Annotated in this window: 4 protein-coding genes and 1 pseudogene; 3 read left to right on the forward strand and 2 right to left on the reverse strand. The window is 41.7% G+C overall.

The features are described from left to right. Window positions 1–283: 283 nt before the first annotated feature. Together F6K53_RS34565 and F6K53_RS34570 are read left to right on the forward strand one after the other, a co-directional pair. A complete protein-coding gene (locus F6K53_RS34565) occupies window positions 284–2125 on the forward strand; it encodes a carotenoid oxygenase family protein (RefSeq protein ID WP_293064624.1) in 1842 nt (613 codons plus the stop codon). 764 nt (window positions 2126–2889) lie between these two features. After that, complete coding sequence (locus F6K53_RS34570) at window positions 2890–4386, forward strand: TldD/PmbA family protein (protein WP_293064621.1); 1497 nt, start codon at window positions 2890–2892, stop codon at window positions 4384–4386. 174 nt (window positions 4387–4560) lie between these two features. Here the strand turns inward: F6K53_RS34570 and F6K53_RS34575 are convergent, their stop codons facing one another. Continuing rightward, window positions 4561–4902, reverse strand: coding sequence for a XisI protein (locus F6K53_RS34575; protein WP_293018790.1), 342 nt, complete (start codon window positions 4900–4902; stop codon window positions 4561–4563). After that, window positions 4890–5306, reverse strand: a complete 417-nt coding sequence (locus F6K53_RS34580; RefSeq protein ID WP_293018789.1) for a XisH family protein — start codon at window positions 5304–5306, stop codon at window positions 4890–4892. The genes F6K53_RS34575 and F6K53_RS34580 overlap by 13 nt, the downstream gene beginning before the upstream one ends. 333 nt (window positions 5307–5639) lie before the next feature. Here F6K53_RS34580 and F6K53_RS34585 point away from each other — a divergent pair. Beyond that, window positions 5640–6772, forward strand: a pseudogene (locus tag F6K53_RS34585) (hypothetical protein); the annotation flags it as partial.

Here is a 6772-nt window from a genome sequence, read left to right on the forward strand (position 1 = left end):
TGTCAGCTGGGGGTCTCTTGGTAAATGTTTGAGAACTTGTAGCTCTACATCCATTGCTGTGTCTACCTTGTACAGTTTGATTTTTTTCTTTCTCTATTCATTATACTCGGAAAGTGACAGAAGAGGAATATTTTAGTTTAAAGAGAACTTCGGATTGACCGTAGGTCACGCTACGCGATCGTAAAATTTAATATCACAGAATAGAAATATGTCTTAACATTTACTTCGAATGGTATAATATAGCAAGATATATGCGTATTGGTTATAGACCAAAAAAGTAACCATGACAGCAAAACCGAAAGCAACACCTTCAACTGACTTACCCAATAACCTCCGCGAACACAATACAGCATCCATCGACCTAGAGATGAATGTAATTGAAGGAGAAATTCCTTCTGATTGTGAGGGACATGCTTTTTGGTTAGTTCCAACACCTCAAAATGGAGCTACTCCTTGGTTTAATGGCTATGGACAGTTGTATCGTTTAGATTTTGAAAGCGGAAGAATCCATCTCAAAAGCGAACAATTTCGCACGCCTTCTGTCATCTGTGATCAAAAAATTAATGAACAGCCCTGGTGGACATACTTCACAAATTTGCGAAAATTACTGTTTGGGAGATTATTTAGATTTCGTAATCTGGGAGGTTTGGCTCGTCTAAGCCCCAGATTAGGCGTACAAAACCAATGTAATACAGCGATTCAAGCTTTCCAAGATCCTGAGAATAACTCTTGGCGTATGTTTGCCACCATTGATTCAGGTCGTCCTTTCGAGTTTGACTTAACCACCCTAAAACCAGTTACACCTGTAGGCGATCGCTCCGAATGGATTCCTTTAGAAATAAATGGCATACCAAGTCTTGGGGATATTAAAATACCCTGGATTTTTCCTATGCATATGACTGCAGCCCATACCGCTTACGATCAGAATACGGGAGAAATATTTATTATTAATTGCCTGTTTGAGAATCCAATCAGTATGGGAGCAATTGATCCAGATACTTATATACATATTTGGAATGGTCAAGGTAAGTTCCAGACAACCCAAATAATTGATGAGCGCACCAATAAGCCAGTTGAAATTAAGCAGTCTACGCACCAGATAGCGATTACCAAAAACTACGTGGTAATTATTGACACGGCTTTTCTCATAGAATATTTAAGAATGTTACTTCCTGAAGTAAAAGCTAAAGCTCAATCAGCTTACAATCAAGTCTGGTTAGTGCCGCGAGCAGAACTTCAGGGCGAGAAAGCTATTGCTAAACACATCACAATCCCTCGCGAATGTGTTCATTTTTATGCTGATTATGAAGATAATGATGGAGAAAAGTTGACCTTGCATCTGGTGTTAGCTTCTGGTCATGATGTTAGCGAGTGGCTACAGAAATCGGATAAAAGATGGCCAACTTTATTTGAGTTTGTTCCATCTGCTTTTTATGGCTATCCTCCTGGTGTATATGATCAGCAGGGTTTTGGTAAATGTGTTGTTAATGCGAAGACAGGCGAACTAAAGAGTGAACAACCTTGCTTATTCGAGGATTTTTGGGGAGTTGCACTCCCTACATATCAAGGAATTCAAGGTACGTCTCCCCCACAGTTTCAGAATATTTGGGTAAACTACGCTGGGTATATTAGTGAAATTACCCCTCGCAGATTGGTTGAGTTATACGCTAATCATCCTTTCCGTAAAGTACCAGTAAACGATTTACCTAATTGGAAACCATCAGGTATTTTGCGATGGTCTCCAGTGGATATGGAAGTTAAAGATTCATGGACTATTGAACGAGGGTATGTAGTTAATACCCCTATTTATGTTCCTAAGCAAGGGCAAACTGACGAACTTGAAGGGTATATCGTGGCGACAGTAACTACTCCTAGTGGGTCTGAATTTTGGATTTGGCAAGCAGGAAATCTTGCGGCAGGACCAATTACCAAATTGGGTCACGAGGACGTTAAATTTGCTTTGTCTCTCCATTCAGCTTGGGTTCCTTCCATCGCCCCACGGGATGCCAAGTATAAAGTGGATCTCCGCCAGGATATGGATATCAACAAGCCTGAGTATTTCTTACCTGACTGGATTAAGGAAATTTTTGAAAACGATATTTATCCCGAATTTGAAGATCACTGACATGCTTCCCCGGTAAATTTAATACTATAGCACTACGCATTCAGATGTTTGACATTCCTAAACTCCGAAAGGTAAGTAATAGCTTACTTTTGACTTCTGACTTCTAACTTCTCACGCTAAGCGTAGCGCTATACCGGGGGCTTCCAATTGATAAAAATAAACCTGATGTCCCCTGCCTTGGAGCAGGGCTTTTTCATTGTCGTTTGAGAATGATGAGGAGCTAGGGAAATAGGGAGATGGGGACAATTAGTCGATCAGCTCACTAGATGTAGAATTACTGAAGCTATTTCAGATTAGCCGATAGTTTTGAATAAATATTTTGATATCAACTAAAACCAGAGCAAATGTATTTTAATAAGGTGCATCTTATTAAAGCTGTTTTACTCGGTGGTGCGTTACGGGGCAGACTGTCGCAACCGTGGCTACCGATAAAATCCTCGGCCCCCCCTAACGCACCCTACGCAAACTTTTCTACTAATTGAAAAGCGCTATAGTTTTGATATCAATAATCAAGGAAAACTTAGGGATTTGACCTAGGGGTGCGAGTAGATGATTGATTGTGGACAACCAGAAAGATGCTGATTTATGATTGGTTCTTATTGCTTTTAGCATTAGGCTGAATGCTTACAACCAGGGACCTTGATTTTACTGACGTTTATTAAAATGAGGAGAGGGCTAGGTTAATCATAATCTAGCCAGTGCGATTATAGCAACTTTAATCCATATTAGGCATTGTTCTTAAAAATTATTTACATACTTTACATATGATAAAAGCCTTAGCACCAATTACGACTACTGACTTGGCGAGAGACTTGGCGACACTAGGGATTGATTTAATTCGTAAAGCTGGGTGTGAGTATGGGGATATCCGTATTTGTACCTACCGTAATCAGAACTTAACCGCACGCGATCGCTCCCTTAGCCAACTCTGTGATAATGTTAGTTCTGGCTTTGGGGTAAGAGTGTTACTAAAGGGTGCTTGGGGCTTTGCGGCTAGTCCCTATAAAACTCCAGAGGAAGTGGAACGAATGGTGGCTTTAGCTGTAGAGATTGCTAAAGGTAGCCGCCTTTCTCAGCAAACACAGGTAAGATTAGCCCCAGTAGAAGCCTATCGCGATACCTATATTACTCCAATCGAAATTGACCCGTTTACTATACCGATTACTGAGAAAGCCGATTTACTATTGCGTATCAATGATCAATTGCTTAGCTATAGCGATCGCGGAATTAAGAAGGCTTACTCTTTCCTGCGTTTTACTCGTGAAGACAAGATTTTTGCGTCTACTGTTGATTCCCTAATTGAACAGACTATATACCGTAGCTATCCAGGTCTGGGTTGTACAGCAGTTGCTAATGGGGATGCTCAAAACCGTAGCTATGAACGTCCACCTTTAAATATCGGTTACGAGCATATTCAACCCCCAGACCTTTTGAATCAGGTAGAACGGGTAGCAGAAGAAGCAATAGAGAAGGTTCATGCTCCCAAGGGACCTTCTGGTATTCGCAGCACTCTGATTCTGAAGCCTAGTCATCTCCACCTAACGATTCATGAATCGGTGGGACACCCTACGGAACTGGATCGGGTGTACGGCTATGAGTCGAATTTTGCTGGTACTAGCTTTGCGACTACTGATAAATTGGGCAAGCTGCAATATGCTGCTCCTTGGGTGAATTTTAAATGCGATCGCACTCAATCGGGGGGACGTAGTACTTTAGGCTATGACGATGAGGGGGTACCAGCACAAGATTGGTATGTTGTCAAGGATGGCATTTTAGTAGACTACCTCACTGACCGGGAAACGGCTTATCGACTAGGTAATGCCAGTAGTAACGGTTGCGCTTACGCCGATAGTTGGTCAAGTGTTCCGATGGTGCGGATTCCTAATTTAGGGTTAGAACCGGGAGCAGAGGGAGGAAGTCACTCTGCCACACTATCAGAAATGATTGCTGAGACTGAGGAAGGGATTTTAATTGATGGTAGAGGTAGTTTCTCCATTGACCAGCAGCGACGTAATTTTCAGTTTGGTGGAGATGCTTTCTGGAAGGTGGAGAAAGGTAAAGTAGTGGGCATGCTGAAGGATGTTACCTATCATTCTATGAGTACTGATTTCTGGAATAGTGTTGATGCCATTGGAGTGGCTTCGGAACAGGAGCAGTTTGGTACCCATATGTGTGGTAAAGGGGAACCGATACAAATTGCTCAAATGACCCATGCTTGTGTGCCGGTGCGGGTGCGCAATATTCAGATTGGGGGAGCATGAATCGTTAATGGTTAAGGCTCTCCCGGCTTTGGGGTGATAAGGCAAGCTTATATCACGTAATTCCGCCAGTTCCAGCCACGTTGATTGTCGATTTTGTGCCTTTTGATACGTTTTCAACCACAGATCCGGGAGAGCCTAATAAAGTCGCAAACCTCTAAATAGGGTATCATAGTTTTAACCAACTGCATAACGGGTAAATTGGCGCTTAAAAGCGGAATGAAAACCTAAAACGATATCAGAAGTGGGTACACCCATTTCCACCAACCTCTCAGCAACCGAGTCTTCAGTCCCGTTATATTGAATCCAAATTTTGCCATCAATAATATCAAAGTGCATCACAGGACCAAATATCCGCTTATCTCCTTGCCAACCCACATAAGCCAATTGATAATGGTCGTGTTCCCTATCAAATATTAGCTCGGCTTTGACCGTATCCCTATCAGTAGGGGTTGCTATTTGGGAGTGTTCAGTTAAAATCTGCTTGACAAATTGCCGATATTGCTCTATTTTATCCATTGCCTAATCTCCTCCAATTTCGGATCGTAAATCATCAACTTGACTTGGTAACGTCTCAGAGCGCGTTGGATGAAAGAAAGCTGAAAAAAATCTTGATAAGTTTCATAAGGAATAGCTAAATAAACAATTCGCTCTGGTTCAAGTTCTTCAAGAGCCTGACAATAGTTAAGATATTGCCCTAACGCCGTATGAAATGTGCTGATATCTGAGTCGCCAATAAAGCTTTTAATTTCTACAGCAATTTTTTCGGCATCTCGTTCAGCTGCGATTGCGATTTCTGCCGCTAAATCAATTTGTAATTTGACTGCCTCGCCAATCCGAATCGTGAGAGGATCGTGAGTGATATTCCATCCGTCTTTGATCAAAGCATTTTTAACCTGTTGATGGAAAACGTCTTTTGCCATTTTGGATGTTTTTCATCCCTTATCTAATTTATTTAATTCTATCATCTACGGCCTTGTCATAAGCTGTTGCGCATTTAAATTGGATATTATTCAGTTTCTTGATGCAAAGCGTGAGTGGTTTTGGGCTGGTTGACTGACTTTAGTTGAGGGCCATTTCACGAACCCCTCCAAACATGGGCATGAATATGGCAATTGAAGCTCCTCAATTGCCGGATAGTTGGTCAGGTAATTTTAAATTAAAAATTTATAATTGACAAACAAAACTGATGGTCTAGAGATGAATCAGCAGCTAAGATCGATGAATTAACATTTCAGATGTGATAGGAGATGACAATGTCTGTACCTACCCGTACTCCTTTACCAATTATCCTAATTCGTGGGTTTGGTGGTCTCAATATTCAAGAGGAACAGCGCTTAACCTATCAGGGGTTTAACCAAGGCACTGTCTATGAACACAAAAAGGGAACAAACGAGATTTATGAAGGATTAATCCTGAGTTTCCTCAAGTCAGACTGGCAATACCATGATGCTACTAACGTCGTGACTTTTGGTAGTCGGGAGATTGAAGATGAAGCAACCCTGCCTCGGAAACTAAAGTCTTTGCAGCAAATGCTCCAGGATGGCAAACCCCTGCCATCATCACTGGAGTGGTTAAAGGATAATGGTATTTTCGATAAATTTAAGCGCCTCAAAGAAGAAACCTATACTCTAAACTATCCAGACAAAACAGAAGAAAAAAGATATTTTTCCGGGGATAAAGTGGTCATAAACCCAGAGAGGGCAGAATCCTTTTTGGAGTCTACCAAAGATCCCTGGCGCTCCATTTGGGTATTTCGCTACTATGACCTGAAAGAGCGTAAATTTGAAACCTATGGTAATGCCTTGGTGCGTCTAATCTACTTAATTCGTGAACTAACGGCGAATCAAGCAGCTGTTAAACCTAAGGTTAACATCATTGCCCATTCTATGGGTGGATTAATCGCTCGTGAAGCAGTTCAAGTCACCTATCCCAGCCTTGGTCTTAAGGCTGAAGACTACATCAATAAAATTATCACTTTGGGAACTCCTCACCAAGGCATTACCTTCCAAATCTTAGAAGATTGGCTGGGGTTTGGGGGAGAGCTAGGAGCTCAAGAAGAATTAGAGCGCTTTAATCTCAAAAATCAAAGTAAGCTCAACAACCCCTATTCGTTCCAAAATTTTGAGAAACACTTTCCATTAGAACGACTTTTAACTATTGTTGGTACCAACTATAAGTCTTACAATTTGCGACAAGCCTCCTTTCTCAACCGCGTTTTCTCCCCGAGATATGAGTTTGGTTCTAACTATAACCGTAGTGATGGCTTAGTTAAGCAATTCTCTGCCCAAATTCCTGGGGCACCCCGTACCTTTATCCACAAATCCCACGGTGGTTTCGACTCCGTGATTACTTCCCGGGAAGCATTTGAAGTAGCAACGCGCTTTTT

The organism is Moorena sp. SIO4A1, assembly GCF_010672065.1.
Classification (GTDB): domain Bacteria; phylum Cyanobacteriota; class Cyanobacteriia; order Cyanobacteriales; family Coleofasciculaceae; genus Moorena.